The organism is Pectobacterium actinidiae (assembly GCF_000803315.1).
Lineage (GTDB): Bacteria > Pseudomonadota > Gammaproteobacteria > Enterobacterales > Enterobacteriaceae > Pectobacterium > Pectobacterium actinidiae.
On sequence record NZ_JRMH01000001.1, the window covers coordinates 2,044,573 to 2,060,914 of the forward strand.

General features: G+C 51.8%; 14 protein-coding genes. 4 read left to right on the plus strand and 10 right to left on the minus strand.

Going from position 1 to position 16,342, the window contains the following annotated elements:
• Nucleotides 1-26 precede the first annotated feature (26 nt).
• From KKH3_RS08595 to prc, 3 genes are all read left to right on the plus strand, one after another.
• Nucleotides 27-533, plus strand: a complete 507-nt coding sequence (locus tag KKH3_RS08595) for a GAF domain-containing protein (RefSeq protein WP_039362291.1) — start codon at nucleotides 27-29, stop codon at nucleotides 531-533.
• An 84-nt stretch (nucleotides 534-617) separates the two neighbouring features.
• On the plus strand, nucleotides 618-1,376 hold the full coding sequence (gene proQ / locus KKH3_RS08600) for an RNA chaperone ProQ (RefSeq protein ID WP_039358144.1): 759 nt from the start codon (nucleotides 618-620) through the stop codon (nucleotides 1,374-1,376).
• 19 nt (nucleotides 1,377-1,395) lie between these two features.
• Nucleotides 1,396-3,411 (plus strand): carboxy terminal-processing peptidase, encoded by a 2,016-nt coding sequence (prc, locus tag KKH3_RS08605; protein WP_039358147.1) that lies wholly within the window; start codon nucleotides 1,396-1,398, stop codon nucleotides 3,409-3,411.
• Nucleotides 3,412-3,558: 147 nt separating this feature from the next.
• Here prc and KKH3_RS08610 read toward each other — a convergent pair whose 3' ends face one another.
• The 6 genes from KKH3_RS08610 to potA all read right to left on the minus strand — a co-directional run bounded on the left by KKH3_RS08610 (nucleotide 3,559) and on the right by potA (nucleotide 9,357).
• Nucleotides 3,559-4,425: a helix-turn-helix transcriptional regulator gene (locus KKH3_RS08610; RefSeq protein ID WP_039358149.1), complete on the minus strand. Its 867-nt coding sequence runs from the start codon at nucleotides 4,423-4,425 to the stop codon at nucleotides 3,559-3,561.
• A 41-nt stretch (nucleotides 4,426-4,466) separates the two neighbouring features.
• Entirely contained in the window at nucleotides 4,467-5,099 is a 633-nt protein-coding gene (locus KKH3_RS08615; RefSeq protein WP_080756527.1) for a YbhB/YbcL family Raf kinase inhibitor-like protein, read from the minus strand.
• 397 nt (nucleotides 5,100-5,496) lie between these two features.
• Nucleotides 5,497-6,540: a spermidine/putrescine ABC transporter substrate-binding protein PotD gene (gene potD / locus KKH3_RS08620; protein WP_039358152.1), complete on the minus strand. Its 1,044-nt coding sequence runs from the start codon at nucleotides 6,538-6,540 to the stop codon at nucleotides 5,497-5,499.
• Between the two features lie 84 nt (nucleotides 6,541-6,624).
• Entirely contained in the window at nucleotides 6,625-7,401 is a 777-nt protein-coding gene (gene potC, locus KKH3_RS08625) for a spermidine/putrescine ABC transporter permease PotC (protein ID WP_039358155.1), read from the minus strand.
• The gene (potB, locus tag KKH3_RS08630; RefSeq protein WP_039358158.1) at nucleotides 7,398-8,258 is read right to left on the minus strand and encodes a spermidine/putrescine ABC transporter permease PotB; all 861 of its coding nucleotides are present in this window, start codon (nucleotides 8,256-8,258) and stop codon (nucleotides 7,398-7,400) included. The genes potC and potB overlap by 4 nt, the downstream gene beginning before the upstream one ends.
• Nucleotides 8,242-9,357 (minus strand): spermidine/putrescine ABC transporter ATP-binding protein PotA, encoded by a 1,116-nt coding sequence (gene potA / locus KKH3_RS08635; protein ID WP_039358162.1) that lies wholly within the window; start codon nucleotides 9,355-9,357, stop codon nucleotides 8,242-8,244. Before potA ends, potB begins: the two co-directional genes overlap by 17 nt.
• A 370-nt stretch (nucleotides 9,358-9,727) precedes the next feature.
• Between potA and pepT the strand changes: the two genes are divergently transcribed.
• Complete coding sequence (gene pepT, locus KKH3_RS08640; RefSeq protein WP_039358165.1) at nucleotides 9,728-10,960, plus strand: peptidase T; 1,233 nt, start codon at nucleotides 9,728-9,730, stop codon at nucleotides 10,958-10,960.
• A 78-nt stretch (nucleotides 10,961-11,038) separates the two neighbouring features.
• Here the strand turns inward: pepT and KKH3_RS08645 are convergent, their stop codons facing one another.
• The 4 genes from KKH3_RS08645 to purB form a co-directional block, all read right to left on the minus strand.
• Nucleotides 11,039-12,160, minus strand: coding sequence for a ribosomal protein uL16 3-hydroxylase (locus KKH3_RS08645; RefSeq protein ID WP_039358168.1), 1,122 nt, complete (start codon nucleotides 12,158-12,160; stop codon nucleotides 11,039-11,041).
• 330 nt (nucleotides 12,161-12,490) lie between these two features.
• Nucleotides 12,491-13,945, minus strand: coding sequence for a two-component system sensor histidine kinase PhoQ (gene phoQ, locus KKH3_RS08650; protein WP_039358171.1), 1,455 nt, complete (start codon nucleotides 13,943-13,945; stop codon nucleotides 12,491-12,493).
• Entirely contained in the window at nucleotides 13,942-14,631 is a 690-nt protein-coding gene (gene phoP / locus KKH3_RS08655; protein WP_039358175.1) for a two-component system response regulator PhoP, read from the minus strand. Before phoP ends, phoQ begins: the two co-directional genes overlap by 4 nt.
• A 230-nt stretch (nucleotides 14,632-14,861) precedes the next feature.
• Entirely contained in the window at nucleotides 14,862-16,232 is a 1,371-nt protein-coding gene (gene purB, locus KKH3_RS08660) for an adenylosuccinate lyase (protein ID WP_039358177.1), read from the minus strand.
• Nucleotides 16,233-16,342: the final 110 nt, after the last annotated feature.

The following is a 16,342-nucleotide window of genomic DNA, read 5'->3' on the forward strand; positions in this document are numbered from 1 at the left end:
CGATATACTTTATGAATAAAACAAGTATGAATAAACCAGAATTTTATCAGGATCTCATTCGTGACATGTCATCGCTTATTGCGGATGAAAACCGTTTTATTACCATTTTATCAAACAGTAGTGCGCTGCTGTTTGAACGTTTGGATGGGGTTAACTGGGCAGGGTTTTACCTGTTGGATAACGACACGCTTTTCCTGGGACCGTTTCAGGGCAAGGTTGCTTGTGTGCGTATTCCGGTTGGCAAAGGAGTATGCGGTGCGGCGATAGCTGAAAATCGCATTCAGCGCGTGGATGATGTCCATGCGTTCCCTGGTCATATCGCCTGTGATGCCGCGAGTAATGCTGAAATTGTGCTACCGCTTGTCGTTAACGGGCAACCGATTGGCGTTCTGGATATTGACAGTACCCTTTATCAGCGTTTTGACGCCGATGATGAAGAAGGGCTGAAGGCCGTAGTGAGCGTACTTTGTGCTCAACTGGAAGCGAGCGATGTGATGACATTCATCAATTCTCTCACGTTGAGACAAGGTTAACGTGGCAATTGCCGATGGCGTCATTATAATGACGCCTGTTCATGCCTGCGCCGGTTGGCAAACCCGTTGTAATCAGGAAATTTCATGGAAAATCAACCTAAGTTGAACAGTAGTAAAGAAGTCATTGCCTTTTTGGCAGAGCGGTTCCCGCTTTGTTTCACCACTGAAGGTGAAACTCGTCCGTTAAAGATCGGTATTTTTCAGGATCTTGTTGAGCGTGTGCCGGAGTCCGATAACGTCAGTAAGACGCAATTACGCTCTGCGCTGCGTCTTTACACCTCAAGCTGGCGATATCTGTATGGTGTAAAATTGGGTGCCCAACGTGTCGATCTGGATGGTAACCCATGCGGTGAGTTGGAACAGCAGCATGTCGATCATGCTCGCAAGCAATTGGAAGAAGCAAAAGCGCGAGTTCAAGCCCAGCGTGCTGAGCAACAGGCGAAAAAACGTGAAGCGGCCGGAGAATCGGCAGACGCGGCACGTACCCCTCGTCCCGCTCAGAAACGTGCGCCGCGCCGTGATGCTTCAAACAATGCATCCCAAAACCGTGCATCTCAAAACCATGCACCGCGTAAACCACGTCAGCCTTCTTCCGGCCAATCGCAGTCCTCTTCTCAGCAATCTGCTAATGCTCAAGCTCGTCAGGCAAAGCCTGCCAGCAATGAGCGTCAACGGGTTGCGGTTACGGATGTTTCCAAACTGCAAATCGGTCAGGAAATCAAAGTCAGAGCCGGCAAAGACGCCATGGATGCCACCGTGCTTGAAATTGCCAAAGGCGAAGTCAGAGTACAATTGGCTTCTGGACTGGCAATGATTGTACGCGCAGAACACTTGCAGTTCTGATACGGAGGCCAACCTGGGCATGAACAACTTAGTCAGAATAACCGCCATCGCAGGCTTACTGCTGGCGGGCACAAGTTTTGCAAATGAAAACATTACGCGTGTTGAACAGATTCCTCAGCTACATCAGGAGCCTCAACATGCTACCGTGAGCGACAGGGTGGCCTCACGTTTCCTGCGTTCGCACTATCGCCAGTTTATGCTGGATGCGCAGTTCTCTGAGAAAATTTTTAATCGCTACCTCAATATGCTGGACTACAGCCACAACGTGCTGTTGGCCTCTGATGTGGCTCAATTTTCTGGGCAAAAAGCCCAGTTGGGCGACGCGCTGAAATCCGGTCAACTGGATATGCCGTACGCGTTGTACAATCTGGCGCAGAAGCGTCGGTTTGAGCGTTTTCAATATGCACTGTCGCTGCTGGATAAACCGGTCGATCTGACGGGCAATGAGTCGTTTGAGCTCGATCGCAGCAAAGCCCCTTGGCCGCAGAACGTGGGTGAACTTAACCGCCTGTGGGATGCCAAGGTAAAATATGACTGGCTCAGCCTGAAGCTGACCGGTAAAGATGATAAAGACATCAAAGAGACGCTGACCAAGCGTTACCAGTTTGCTATTCGCCGCCTGGCGCAGAGCAACAGCGAAGATGTTTTCCAACTTGTCATGAACGCCTTTGCGCGTGAAATTGACCCGCATACTAGCTATCTGTCACCGCGTAACACCGAGCAATTCAATACCGAAATGAGCCTGTCGCTCGAAGGGATTGGCGCGGTGTTGCAGATGGATGACGACTACACCATGATCAATTCTATGGTGCCCGGTGGTCCGGCAGCGAAAAGCAAAAACATTACCGTCGGTGACCGCGTGGTTGGCGTCGGCCAAAACGGCAAGCCGATGGTGGATGTTATCGGCTGGCGTCTGGATGATGTCGTTGCGCTGATTAAAGGGCCGAAAGGCAGTAAGGTACGTCTGGAAATCCTGCCGGCTGGCAAGGGGACGAAAACCCGTATTGTCACGCTGACGCGTGAACGCATTCGCCTTGAAGACCGTGCGGTGAAAATGTCCGTCAAGACGGTCGGCAAGGATAAAGTCGGCGTGCTGGATATCCCCGGTTTCTATGTCGGCCTGACGGATGACGTGAAAGTTCAACTCCAGAAGCTGGAAAAACAGAACGTCAGCAGCATTGTGATTGACCTACGGACTAACGGCGGCGGTGCACTGACGGAAGCGGTAGGGCTTTCTGGCCTGTTTATCCCCGGCGGCCCGGTGGTTCAGGTGCGCGATAACAATGGCAAAGTGCGCGAAGACAGCGACACCGACGGTATTGTGTATTACAAAGGCCCGCTGGTGGTGCTGGTAGACCGCTTTAGTGCTTCCGCTTCTGAGATCTTCGCCGCAGCAATGCAGGATTATGGCCGCGCTTTGATCGTGGGTGAACCGACGTTTGGTAAAGGCACCGTGCAGCAGTATCGCTCGCTGAATCGGATTTACGATCAGATGCTGCGTCCTGACTGGCCAGCGCTGGGTTCCGTGCAATATACGATTCAGAAGTTCTATCGTATTGACGGCGGCAGTACGCAGATGAAAGGCGTGACGCCTGACGTGATGATGCCAACCGGCACGGAAACGGTAGATACTGGCGAGAAGTTCGAAGACAATGCGCTACCGTGGGACAGTATCAAAGCGGCCAACTACACGAAGAGCGGCGATCTGAAGGCGCTGATTAGCCAACTGAATGAACATCATCAGGAGCGTATCGCCAAAGATCCTGAATTCCAGTATGTCGCGCAAGATATTGCCCGCTACAATGCGATGAAGGATAAGCGTAATCTCGTCTCGCTCAATCTTGTCCAGCGCGAGAAAGAGAATGACGATGATGAAGCGATGCGTCTGAAACGGATTAACGATCGGCTGGCGAGAGAAGGTAAAAAACCGCTCAAATCGCTGGAAGATCTGCCGAAAGACTATCAGGCTCCCGATCCTTATCTGGATGAAACGGTGAAAATCGCTAACGATTTGGCACAGGAAGAAAAAGAGTAATACGCTAAAATCGTTCTGATCACCTGAGATCATCAAGCGCCTTGTAGGTTTATCCCACAGGGCGCTTTTTTTGAACAGAGTCGTTGTTTCTGACGATGATGGTTGTTAAGCGTGACGGAACAACTGCGCTGTACCGTCAATGACGGATTAACGAATCTTGGTTGGCGAGCAGCCAAAACGGGTTTTAAACCGTTCGGAAAAACGCGCTGAGGATTTATATCCGCAGGCTTCGGCCAGACGCTGCATACTCCATGATGTCGTCTGTACCAGCATCATCGCGTGTTGCATACGCGTCTCCAGTAACAGTACTTCGAAACGTGTTTGCTCGGCAGATAGCCTCCGGCGCAGCGTAGCCTCGCTCATTGCCAGTAATCGACCCGCAGACTGCGCGGTCCAGTGGCGATCCGGCTCTTCGCTGATAAGCGTACGCAGTTGTGCCGTAATACCAGGATGCGGCGGTGCGCCAAAGCGGTATCCCCGTTCCGACAGTGCCAGCAGCATATCCATCAGCCGCAGTTCGAGGCGCGATTCATTAAGCTTGTTGCCTGTTATCCCTTCAACCAGATGTTGTAATGCGCTGATAAGATCGTCATCTAATTCGAGAGTAGTGAAGGGGCGTGGAGGATAAGTCAAAGCGCATTCATCAGGATAGCGATGATAAAAACGCGCCAGAAGCGTGGGGGAAAACGTCAGAAAGATCGACCGGAAAGCGGAGTCGTGACCACCGGGTATTTTCGTTAGATCGGCACTTGCGTCAGGCGTAATCAGGCAGAGCTGAGACGGCGTATCGATAACCGTCGCTGTATCCTGCTCAAGAATGGTTAATTGACCAGAGAGAACCAGCAGAAGCGTGGCCTCATAGAAAGGGAAACGCGTTGTCTGCTGCGGCGTACGCAAGTGGGGTTGAGCGAGCGCGCACAGGCCATACCGCTGTAGCGGCTGGCCTGATGGCAATCGCCAGTCCGCCTCTACAATGAGAGACGGAGAAGTGGGGCGTAAAGCGGTCACGCTCATAGCCCGCTATTCTTATAACACGTCATTATCATCGCTTATTATCACAACAATGCGGGATTCAGCGTATACAGCCCGGTGAGTGTCGCTTCTGCCAACACTGGCGCGTTAGCCAGTGCAGCACGGACATTTGCCCCGTTAAGTTCACCTTCTATTGCTAAAGAAGGCGTCGCGAGAGCATAAAGTGTGAAGATGTAATGGTGGACGATCGCATCGTTCCACGGCGGACAAGGGCCATCATAGCCATAGTAAGTGCCTTTCATCTGGTCGTCCGTGGCAAACCAAGCCGTGTAATCATTGATGCCGTGTCGGAGCCCTGTCGGCGCATCTGGTCCCGCTTTACCACGTGGCGTGATCCCAGTGGAATGCGAGGCGGCAGGAATTTCATTAACGCTGGCAGGAATGTCGATCAATAGCCAATGGTAGAAATCGACACGCGGCAGAGAGGCGCTCACCTCGCGGCCTTCCTGATTCACATCGTCACCCCGGCTGGGTACATCCGGATCGTGGCAGATCAACACGTAAGACTGTGTCCCTTCGGGTGCGCCGTGCCAGGCAAGGTGGGGATTGTGGTTAGAAGACAGTGCAATGTGGCTAGTTGCGTCCGGTACGGCAAAGGCAAATTCGCCCGGGATAGTGTCGCCGTCCTGAAAACTGTGGCTGGAAAGTTGCAGCATGGTGGTACTCCTTATCGTGATTCCGGTGGGTGTGGAATCATTATAGAAGAAGCTGCGCGCAATTATTTTCCTAATGCCGTCAGGATAATGCTTTTAGCTGTCAATTTGATGGTTTTAGATGCTTTGAAGCAATAAGGCTGCTAAAGCTGCCGATAAAATTATCTGTGAAATTAAAACGGTGGTAATGGAATAGAAGAGTAAAGCGTTTGCGCAATGGACAAAAACGTCAGGAACGTTTTTGAACGTCGCTTGCGACTGCCCTGAAAGGGTGAATCTCAGGGATGAGATTCATATCTGCGCAACCCGAGCGTACAAGGACGTATTCACAGCGTCTTTACGATCTATCCATTACCACCGCTCGCCAGGTGATAATGGACGCTGTTGTGATTAATCGCGATTAACGACCCGCTTTTAGCTGCTGGAAGTAGGTTTCATACAGCGTGCTGGCGCTGCCGACGTCGTTCTGCCATTCGCCTTTCGCGATGGTTTCATCATCCGGGTACAGTGTTTTGTCCCCTGAAACCTCTGGTGGCAGTAATTTTTTCGCTGCCAGATTTGGCGTTGGATAGCCGATGGTTTCCGCAACCTGTGCCGCCACTTCCGGGCGCAGCAGGAAGTCGATCAGCTTCATCGCGCCGTCAACGTTTTTGGCATTGGCCGGAATCGCCAGACTGTCCATCCAGAAGATACCGCCTTCTTTCGGCCAGATGACATCCAGCGGTGTCCCTGCCTGACGCGCCACGTAGGCAGAACCGTTCCACACCATACCCAAATTGACTTCACCCTCAATGAACGGGTTGCCGGGGTTATCTGAATTGAAGGTCAGTACGTTCGGCATCAGGGCCTGTAGCTCTTTATAGGCTGCTTCAATCTCTTTAGGGTCGGTGGTATTCGCAGAGTAACCCAGTTTACGCAGAGCGATTTGGAACACCTCACGTGCGTCGTCTGTAAGCAGCAGGCTGTTTTTGTACTTCGTATCCCACAAATCGGCCCAACTGCTGACGCTGGCGGGGTCAATCATTTCATGGTTAATGCCAATCGCCGTTGCGCCCCAGATGTAGGGAATGGAGTAGTCGTTATTCGGGTCGAAGGATTTGTGCAGCAGGTTCGGATCGAGATTATGGAAGTTGCTGAGCTTGCTGGTATCAATCTTTTGCAGCATACCTTCTTTGCTCATCTTGGAGATGAAATAAGTTGAAGGTACGACCAAATCGTAAGCGCCATCCTTATAGGTCTTCAGCTTGGCGTACATGCTCTCGTTGGATTCATAGGTGGAGTAAATCACCTTGATGCCCGTTTCTTTAGTGAACTGTTCCAACAGACCTGGCGGCACGTATTCGGTCCAGTTGTAGAAATAGAGTGTTTTGCCATCGTTGGCGTTGGCGGTGCTGATGCCAAACGCCATCGCGCAGGCTGCCAGTAGGTGTGGCCACTTTTTCATGATGCTTACCTCCTAGTCCCAAAGGAAATACCTGCTGATGTCAGCAGATATGAAAAAACGATGTTCATCGCGTAAGCCGCCACCTTATTTTCCGGTGCGATCGCGTAAAATCAGCTGGCTACTGATCACCAGCACGAGCGACAGAATGAGCAAAATCGTTGCCAGCGCGTTGACTTCAGGGGAGACGCCGACCTTCACCATCGAGTAAATCTTCAATGGCAGAATCTCATACGCGGGCCCGGTGACAAACGAGGACACGACTACATCATCCATCGACAGTGTAAAGCTGAGCAGCCAACTGGCGGCCACGGCCGGCATGGCCAGCGGCAGAATGATTTTGCGCAGAATAATAACTTCACTGGCACCTAAATCGCGCGCGGCTTCCAGCATCCGTACGTCAAACCCTTTCAGGCGTGAATAGACGGTGACCACCACAAACGGCAGGCAGAACGTAATGTGGGAAAACAGCAGCGACCAAAATCCGAGCGATATCCCCAGCAGCATGAAGAGCACCAGCAGCGAGATCGCCATTACGATATCCGGCGACATCATCACCACGAACAGCATGCCGCCGACAAAAGGCTTGCCGCGAAAGCGGTAACGATATAGCGCGACGGCCGTCAGGGATCCTATCAGCGTGGCGAACGTGGCGGAAAAAACGGCCATCGTCAGTGAGTGTTGCGCGGCCTGAAGCAGGCTGTCGTTGTTTATCAGCAGCCGATACCAGTCCAGTGTAAATCCCTGCCAGTTGATGCCGAAACGCGCCTGATTAAACGAGTTCACGATCAGAATGACGATCGGGATGTACAGGTAAGCGTAAATGATGGACATAAATCCACCGCGGATTAAGCGTCCGGTCATTCCAGCTCTCCTTTTTTATTCATCAGGCGAGCTGTACGGTAGTAGATAAAGAGCAGCACGCCCATGACCAGCGTCAGGCAGATGCTGGTGGCTGCACCAAACGGCCAGTCGCGGATATTGAGGAACTGGCTTTTAATGACGTTACCGATCAGCAAATTCTTGGCACCACCCATCAGATCGGCAACGAAGAACAATCCCATTGCAGGCAGTAGTACCAGCAGGCAGCCCGCGATAATCCCTGGCATGGTCAGCGGGATGACGACGCGAATGAAGGTTTGCCATTTATTGGCACCCAGATCGCGGGCAGCTTCAAGGTAGGATTTATCAAGTTTTTCAATGCTGGAGTAGAGCGGTAGCACCATGAACGGCAACAGGATATAAATCAGGCCGAGAATCACCGCTTCCGAGGTATACATAATCCGCAGTGGCGTATCGATAAGGCCTGTCCAGAGCAGAAATTCATTCAGGTGGCCGCGTGTACTCAGAAAGATTTTCAGGCCGTAAATGCGGATCAGCGAGTTGGTCCAAAATGGCACAATTAGCAGGAACAGCATCAGCGGCTGAATTTTTTTCGGTAAACGCGCCAGAATAAAGGCAAACGGATAGCCGAGCAGCAGACAGCAGAGCGTGGCGATAATGGCCATGTTCAGCGAATGCAGCAGCACGGAGGTATAAAGCGGATCGGCCAGTCGCGTGTAGTTTTCCAGCGTAAAGACCAGGCTGACGAAGTGGGTGTCATCGCGCGTCAGAAAACTGGTACCGATGATCATCAGGTTGGGCAGGAAAACGAATAGCACCAGCCAGGCCACGATGAGTGTGATAATGATATTTTGAAAGCGTTTACGCGACTTCTTCATCGTGCAGGACGACCTCCCAACTTTCCACCCAGGTGACGTCTACTTTCTGGTTGAGTGAATGGTCGAAGTCGGGATCGTCTTCGTTAAAGAACTCGCTGACCATGACCATCTTGCCGTTTTCCAGCTCGATGTTGGATTCCAGCGTCATGCCTTTATAGTTGCGTTCGCGCACATAGCCCACCATGCCTTCTGCCTGCATGCCGTCGCCCAGCTCTTCGACGCGCAAATCTTCCGGTCGCAGAAGCACGTTGAGGTGTTGGCCGATGTTGACCGGAAAGCTGACGGTGATAACACATTGGTGGCCTTCGACCTGCGCGCGCACCCGCTGTTCGTCCAACAGCTCCAGCACCACAGCATCAAAGATATTGATTTCACCGATAAAGCTGGCGACGAACAGATTTTTCGGCTCTTCGTAGATTTCACGCGGTGTGCCGTCTTGCTCGATCCGTCCATCGCGCATTACCACGATGCGGTCGGACATGGTCAGCGCTTCTTCCTGATCGTGCGTGACGAAAATAAAGGTGATACCCAGTTTACGTTGCAGCGCCTTCAGTTCGTTCTGCATCTGTTTACGCAGTTTATAATCGAGCGCGGACAGGGATTCATCCAGCAGCAAAACTTTCGGTTGATTGACGACGGCGCGGGCGATGGCCACGCGCTGTTGCTGTCCGCCGGACAACTGGTGCGGGCGACGCTGCGCCAGCTCCTCCAACTGCACCATTTTTAGCGCATCAATCACGCGTGGCGCAATCTCTGCGGCGGGCGTTTTCTGCATGCGCAGGCCGAATGCCACGTTCTCAAACACGCTGAGGTGAGGGAACAGGGCATAGCTTTGGAATACGGTATTAACGTGCCGCTGCTCGGCGGGCTGATGGGTGATGTCCTGCTTTTCTAGCATGACGTTGCCGCTATCGACCGTTTCCAGACCGGCAATCAAACGCAGTACGGTGGTTTTGCCGCAGCCGGATGGCCCGAGGATCGTCAGAAACTCACCATTATTAATGGTGAGATTAAAATGTGAAATGATGTCTTTACCATCAAAGCCTTTGTGGACGTTGAGCAATTCAACGACCGGCACAGTCAGGGAGTTTTCTTTCATTAAGGTATAGCTCTATTTCCTGATTTGGCCGATCAACGGCATCTCCGTTGCGATCGTACCAAGGGTTATCACCTTTCAGCCAGCGTGCGCAGTTAAGGGCGGCATTTTACGGGAAACGCTCCCTAACGCCAACTTGTGTGGCTCCACTTCTACCAATCGATGTGTGAATGGTGACAATTCAGTCAATGAATCCGCGCACATGTTTCCTGATTGTTATCTGATTTCGATGTTCTTCGTGACGCGGCCGCTACTTTTTGGCCTGAATTCTGATCTGACAGTTTGTTAAATCGGGAAAAAACTGACCTGACGCAATATCTACTGGGTTAGCCCTATCCATAATGCTTTTCAGGGTTCAGGGGGTATAAATAAGATGGATAAATTACTCGACAGATTTTTGAATTACGTTTCATTTGATACACAGTCTAAATCCGGCGTTCGGCAGGTGCCGAGCACCGACGGTCAGTTGAAACTGGCGCGAGCGTTGCAGCAGGAACTGCTCGAATTGGGGTTTGAGCAGGTTGCACTGAGCAAGCAGGGTTGCCTGATGGCGACGCTTCCGGCAAACGTTGCCTGGCCCGTCCCTGCGATTGGCTTTATTTCTCATATGGATACGTCACCGGATTTTAGCGGTAAGAATGTTAATCCGCAGATTCTGGAAAACTACCGCGGCGGCGATATTGCTTTAGGCGTGGGGGATGAAGTGCTGTCACCCGTGATGTTCCCGGTGCTGCACCAACTACTGGGGCATACGTTGATTACCACAGACGGCAAAACCCTGCTGGGAGCGGATGATAAAGCGGGGATCGCGGAGATTATTACTGCCCTGGTGCGTCTGAAAAAGAGCCAGCTACCGCACGGCGATATTCGCATTGCCTTTACGCCTGATGAAGAAATTGGCAAAGGGGCGCAGTTTTTTGATGTCAAAGCGTTTAACGCACAGTGGGCCTATACCGTGGACGGTGGGGGTGTAGGCGAGCTGGAGTATGAGAATTTTAATGCCGCGTCGGTTCAGGTGAAAATCGTGGGCAACAATGTGCACCCCGGTAGCGCTAAAGGCGTGATGGTGAACGCCTTGACGCTGGCCTCGCGCTATCACCAGCAGGTACCAGAGAGTCAATCGCCGGAGCAGACGGACGGTTATCAGGGGTTCTATCATCTTCACAGCATGAAAGGCTCTGTGGAGCGTGCAGACTTGCATTACATCGTCCGCGATTTTGACCGCAACGGCTTTGAACAGCGCAAACAGACGATGCTGGATATTGCGGAAAAGGTCGGCGTGGGGCTGCACCCTGATTGTTATATTGATGTCACGATTACCGATACTTATTACAACATGCGTGAGCAGGTTGAGCAGCATCCGCACATTATTGCGTTGGCGCAGCAGGCGATGCGGGATTGCGGTATTGAGCCGAATATGAAGCCGATTCGCGGCGGCACCGACGGCGCACACCTGTCATTTCAAGGGCTACCGTGCCCAAATCTGTTTACCGGCGGCTACAACTATCATGGCAAACACGAATTTGTCACGTTGGAAGGTATGGAAAAGGCGGTGTCTGTGATTATGCGTATTGCTGAACTGACGGCACTGCGCGCGAAGCCGTAAGTGTTTCCATTTTGCAGAGATGAATAAGGCGGGACATTCCCGCCTTCTCTTTGTACTGACCCGTATTCAAGATGGGTCTTAATCCGCGAAGTACCAGTAACCGCTGTTGATCAACACCGTAAGCTGCGCGAGGAAAGAGGGATCTTCCAGCGCGTCGCCCAGCAGTTCTGCGCCAATAGCAGGGTGTTCAGCCAGCGCAAACAGCGCCGCCTTGTGCGTACTGTTCACCTTTTCCCCGTTAACGAAGCAGCTATCGCCAACACAGATGACCCGCAGGCCACCTAAACGACGCAGCGGTTCACCCTGTTGCAGATAGTCATATACTTCGCCAGCCTGATAAGGCGGCTCCGGCGGTGAGAGATCGAGCTCGTGACGGGACTGGGAAATAAACTCGCCAAACCAGTTCTGGAAATGCTCTGGCTGCTGCACCAAATCCAACATCATTTTTTGCAGCGCATCCAGCTCTTGCGGCAGTACGCTGGCGATATGATCGCGGGATGGCACATCAGGATCGCTATAGCGATAGCTGCCGAGTTCACGGGAAAGCACATAATCCGCAAAGCCACTCACCAGTTCGCGAGCGTTCGGCGCACGGAAACCCACTGAGTAGTTCAGCGAGTTCTCCAGCGAATAGCCTTCGTGCGGGAAACCCGGTGGAATGTAGACGATATCACCCGGTTCCAGCTCCTCATCAATAATGGCGTCAAACGGATCGACCTGAAGTAGGTCAGGATGAGGGCAGTGCTGCTTCATCGGTATTTTTTCACCGACACGCCAGCGGCGACGTCCCGTACCCTGAATGATGAAAACATCATACTGATCCAGATGCGGTCCTACGCCACCGCCGGGAACGGAAAACGAAATCATCAAATCATCGGTACGCCAGTCCGGCAACTGTCGAAAAGGCTGCATCAAGGCAGAAGAGGGCTCATGCCAATGATCGACGGCCTGCACCAATAGCGACCAGTTGCTTTCCCCCAGATGATCATAGCTCTCGAAAGGGCCGTGGCTTACCTGCCAGCGTCCGTTCTGATGGCTGACCAGACGGCTATCAACCTCATTTTCCAACGCCAGGCCGGCGAGTTCATCGGGGGAAATCGGATCGATAAAATGCGTGAAACCGCCTTTAATCAGGAGCGGACGTTTTTGCCAGTAGTTCGCTAAAAAATCCTGCCAGTCGAGATTGAGCTGATAGTCCATACTGTTTTCCAGAAACGTGTTTTGAGGAAATGACTGTTCTTGAAGATATGATTTTTCTTGAAATAATCAGTATTTTAAAACAATCAGTATTTTGGCGATAAGTATATACTCTAAATAATTCGAATTTCATGCAGGCGGCAAGAGAAGGACAAATTCGTCAGGAACGAATTTGACCAGCCAACGGCTGGCCTTCGGTGAGAGACAGGATGTCTCTCATTTCATCCCGATGAGCTTACTCAGGTAAGTGATTCGGGTGAGTGAACGTAGCCAACGTACATGCAACCTGAAGTATGACGAGTATAGCGGAAGCATCGCGCGCTGTACCGCCTTTCACGCCTCATTCTGGCTCAGGTTCTGGCGGGAGAAGATGGCTTCGACTCGGGCACCACCCAGTGCGCTGTCGCTGATGAGTATCTCACCCTGATACTGTTCGATAATGTCGACGGCAACGGCAAGGCCGATACCTTGTCCGGGGCGCATACGGTCGGCGCGTTGTCCACGCAGGAAGATCATTTCGCGCTTGCTTTCGTGAATGCCGGGGCCGTCATCATCGATAATCAGATGCAGTTTGTGATCGGAGTATTGCACGCTAATTTCGACAAACTCCAGGCAGTACTTACAGGCGTTATCAAGAATATTGCCCATGACCTCCATAAAATCATTCTTCTCGCCCACGAAGGTCAGTTCTGGCGGAATATCGAGCGTTAACACCACGCCCTTGCGCTGATACACCTTATTTAATGCAGAACACAGGCCATCCAACAGGGCTGGAACGGAGTGTACTTCACGTATCAGTAGATTGTGTTCGGATCGCACGCTGGCGCGATGCAGGTAATAGCCAATTTGCTGCGAAATGCGGCTGATCTGGGACAGCATAATAGGCTCTGCCTGATCGATAGTGATCTCTTTGCCGGTTCGCAACGCACGTAACGTGGTCTGTAAAACCGCCAGTGGCGTTTTTAAACTGTGGGTAAGGTCGGTGAGCGTTGTACGGTATTTATGGTAGCGCTGGCGTTCATTATTCAGCAGGATATTCAGGTTTTTTACCAGGCTGAACAATTCGCGCGGCGGATTCTCATCCAGTTGATCGCGCGTCCCTTTTTCCAGCTCGGCGATCTGTCTGACCAGATGCTGAATAGGACGCAGGCTCCAGTGAGCACCCAGCCACAGCAGGGGAAGTACTAGCAGAAGGTTGGCGATCAACACATAGCTGAACCATTCCCACACCATATCTTCCTGCTGGAGTTCTTGAGGGATGCGATCGACCACCACAATCGTGATGGAAGGGAGATGCTCGGTCTTTGGGTAAACGTTCACGGCGATGGAGTGTGTTAACGCATTGCTATGCGCGCCATTCAGCGCCCGCAAGCTGCTCAGCAGTAACGTATTGCCCGTTAATACCGCGCTACTGGTGTCAGTATCGGTATCCAACTCGTGATAGGCCGTCTTGCTCAACCACTCCGGCTTGATTAGCGCTTCTAGTTCAGGAACGTGCTTTTCGCGCCAGAGCACGTTGCCATGCTCATCGTATATCAACACCAGCGTGGGGAAATTGATATCAACGTCGGGGGGCGTGACGATATTCAACTGATTATCACGCCACTGTGCGAGGCTGTAATAGAGATTACTTTCACCGCGCAGCAGGCGGAATGAGGTTTTATCAAAGTTGACGCTGTAACCGATAATCGCGACGACGCCATAGGCGAGCGACAGCGCCAGTACGATGGCCGCTGTCGCAAGTAAAAAACGAATACGAAGCGAGAAGGGCGGCTTCTTATTGCTCATACTGAGCCTGAGGGGGTATCAATATCAAAGCGATATCCTTGTCCGCGCACGGTAGTAATCACATCCGGTGCCTCTGCCTGCTGAATTTTCTTGCGCAATCGTCCCATCAGCACATCAATGGTATGACTTTCGCGCAGTTCAGCATCTGGGTACAGTTGCAGCATCAGCGACTCTTTGCTTACGACTTTTGCTTTGTTGCGAATCAACGTTTCGATAATCGTGTATTCAAACGCGGTGAGCTTGATAGGCGATCCGTGGATCATCAGCTCGCGGCGCGATAAGTCTATCTCAAAGGGTGGCAGGCTGATGACTTGCGATGCTAGCCCGCTGTTGCGTCGCATCAGTGCCTGCAAGCGCGCCACGACTTCTTCCATATGGAATGGCTTGGTCACGTAATCGTCCGCACCGGCTTCCAGCACCGCGACTTTGTCCTGCCAGCCTTCACGGGCGGTCAGAACCAGAATCGGGAGCTTGACCTGGTGAGCGCGCCAGCGACGGATCATGCTCATGCCGTCTTCATCGGGCAACCCGAGGTCGATAATCGCGATGTCCGGCATATTCTCATGCAGAAAATAATCCGCTTCTTTGGCGTCAGACGCTGCGTCAACCTGATGCCCCATTTCGTTCATCTGAACGGTTAAATGGTGGCGCAATAATACATTATCTTCAACGACCAGAATTCGCATCGCTATATCCTCTGTCGAATAGAAATGGCCATGTTTATCGAAATACTGCTATGTACCATGTCTTTCATGTCTGTCGCTCCCACGTATTCAACATTATACGCAGGGAACGTTATTTATTTTATTTGTTAAATTATCCACAGAGAGGGTAAACCGGGTTTAAACGGGCTGGAAATGACAGAGAACGGGCGGGCAAGATGCCCGCCGGAGAGTACAAACAGACGTGAGGGGGCTTATTTCAGGTCGTCGACCATCGCGATAGCACGGCCGATATAGTTGGCGGGTGTCATCGCCTTCAGGCGTGTTTTTTCTGCTTCTGGCAATTCAAGACCATCGATAAATTCCTGAATACCAGCGGCATCAACGCGTTTACCACGCGTCAGTTCTTTCAGTTTTTCGTACGGTTTTTCAATCCCGTAGCGACGCATCACGGTTTGGATTGGCTCTGCCAACACTTCCCAGTTGTGATCCAGTTCGTCAGCCAGACGATCGCGGTTCACTTCCAGTTTGCTAATGCCTTTCATCGTGGCCTGATACGCAATCAGCGCATAGCCCACGCCAACACCCAGATTACGCAGCACGGTAGAGTCGGTAAGGTCACGCTGCCAACGGGAAACCGGTAACTTGCTAGCCAGATGCCCCAGAACGGCGTTCGCCAGACCCAGGTTGCCTTCCGAGTTTTCGAAGTCAATTGGGTTAACCTTATGCGGCATGGTAGAGGAGCCGATTTCACCAGCGATGGTTTTCTGCTTGAAGTGATTCAGGGCAATGTAGCCCCAAATATCACGGTCAAAGTCGATCAAAATGGTGTTGAAACGCGCGATGCAGTCAAACAGCTCGGCGATGTAATCGTGCGGTTCGATCTGCGTAGTGTACGGGTTCCAGTTGATGCCCAGCGAGGTAACAAAACTTTCGCTGAACTGGTGCCAATCCACTTCCGGATAAGCCGCTAGATGAGCGTTATAGTTACCGACGGCACCATTAATCTTGCCCAGAATCTCAACCTGTTGCAGTTGGCGATATTGGCGATCCATACGGTAAGCCACGTTAGCGAACTCTTTACCGATGGTGGATGGCGTAGCGGGCTGGCCGTGCGTACGGGAAAGCAGCGGGATATCGCGATATTCCTGTGCCAGCGTTTTCAGCGCATCAATGATTTGACGCCAGTGTGGCAGGATGACGTCGCGGCGAGCGGTATCCAGCATCAGCGCATGAGACAGGTTATTGATGTCTTCTGACGTACAGGCGAAATGGATGAATTCGTTGACGGCGTGCAGCGCCGGAACAGCGGCAACTTTCTCTTTCAGAAAGTACTCAACGGCTTTCACGTCGTGGTTGGTTGTACGCTCGATCGTTTTGATGCGCGCTGCATCTTCTTCGCTGAATTCGGCGACAATTTTATCAAGGAAAGCGTTTGCGTCAGCATCAAATGCAGGAACTTCCTGGATCTCTGCACAGGCTGCCAGTTTTTGCAGCCAACGTACTTCAACCTGCACACGGAATTTCAGCAAACCAAATTCGCTGAAAATGGTGCGCAACGTGCTGACTTTATCGCCGTAGCGTCCATCAATAGGGGAAACGGCGGTCAGTGAGGATAATTCCATCGCAAGCAACTCCTGAGATTGGTTTCAATAATGATTAATTCGATAAGGACAATGAATAAGTAACAATAATCAATTTCATGACGCTGGCGCGAATCACACCAGCGTCGATC

Bases quoted from the DNA above. Each gene is read 5' to 3' on its own strand.
- KKH3_RS08595 (WP_039362291.1), top strand. From the start codon at position 27: ATGAATAAACCAGAATTTTATCAGGATCTCATTCGTGACATGTCATCG.
- proQ (WP_039358144.1), top strand. From the start codon at position 618: ATGGAAAATCAACCTAAGTTGAACAGTAGTAAAGAAGTCATTGCCTTT.
- prc (WP_039358147.1), top strand. From the start codon at position 1,396: ATGAACAACTTAGTCAGAATAACCGCCATCGCAGGCTTACTGCTGGCG.
- KKH3_RS08610 (WP_039358149.1), bottom strand. From the start codon at position 4,425: ATGAGCGTGACCGCTTTACGCCCCACTTCTCCGTCTCTCATTGTAGAG.
- KKH3_RS08615 (WP_080756527.1), bottom strand. From the start codon at position 5,099: ATGCTGCAACTTTCCAGCCACAGTTTTCAGGACGGCGACACTATCCCG.
- potD (WP_039358152.1), bottom strand. From the start codon at position 6,540: ATGAAAAAGTGGCCACACCTACTGGCAGCCTGCGCGATGGCGTTTGGC.
- potC (WP_039358155.1), bottom strand. From the start codon at position 7,401: ATGACCGGACGCTTAATCCGCGGTGGATTTATGTCCATCATTTACGCT.
- potB (WP_039358158.1), bottom strand. From the start codon at position 8,258: ATGAAGAAGTCGCGTAAACGCTTTCAAAATATCATTATCACACTCATC.
- potA (WP_039358162.1), bottom strand. From the start codon at position 9,357: ATGAAAGAAAACTCCCTGACTGTGCCGGTCGTTGAATTGCTCAACGTC.
- pepT (WP_039358165.1), top strand. From the start codon at position 9,728: ATGGATAAATTACTCGACAGATTTTTGAATTACGTTTCATTTGATACA.
- KKH3_RS08645 (WP_039358168.1), bottom strand. From the start codon at position 12,160: ATGGACTATCAGCTCAATCTCGACTGGCAGGATTTTTTAGCGAACTAC.
- phoQ (WP_039358171.1), bottom strand. From the start codon at position 13,945: ATGAGCAATAAGAAGCCGCCCTTCTCGCTTCGTATTCGTTTTTTACTT.
- phoP (WP_039358175.1), bottom strand. From the start codon at position 14,631: ATGCGAATTCTGGTCGTTGAAGATAATGTATTATTGCGCCACCATTTA.
- purB (WP_039358177.1), bottom strand. From the start codon at position 16,232: ATGGAATTATCCTCACTGACCGCCGTTTCCCCTATTGATGGACGCTAC.